General features: G+C 66.3%; 1 protein-coding gene. It reads left to right on the plus strand.

The window, feature by feature from the left end; translation table 11 throughout:
* Positions 1 to 271: WXG100 family type VII secretion target (locus ACGWYJ_RS39110; protein ID WP_395111772.1), on the plus strand; the 271-nt coding region annotated here is incomplete at its 5' end.
* Between the last annotated feature and the right edge of the window lie 2 nt (positions 272 to 273).

Below are 273 nucleotides of genomic sequence, written 5' to 3' on the forward strand. Positions count from 1 at the left end.
CATGACCGACAAGAGGGGCGCCAGCATCGCGGCGCTGGAAGAGCTGTCCCGCATGTTCGCCAAGCACTCCCGGAACCTGGACGCGTTGATCAAGGATCTCAACGGGCGTACGGTCGGGAGCACGGAGATCTGGTGGGGCCCGCAGGCCGATCGTTTCCGTAGCGCGTGGGCGGAGGCCAAGGGAGCCTTCGACAAGATGGCCGTCGCCCTGGAGCAGGGCAGCCAGGACATCAAACGCTCCCAGCAGAACATCGAGGCCGCCACGCGCTGACC

The organism is Actinomadura sp. SCN-SB (genome assembly GCF_043906805.1).
Classification (GTDB): domain Bacteria; phylum Actinomycetota; class Actinomycetes; order Streptosporangiales; family Streptosporangiaceae; genus Spirillospora.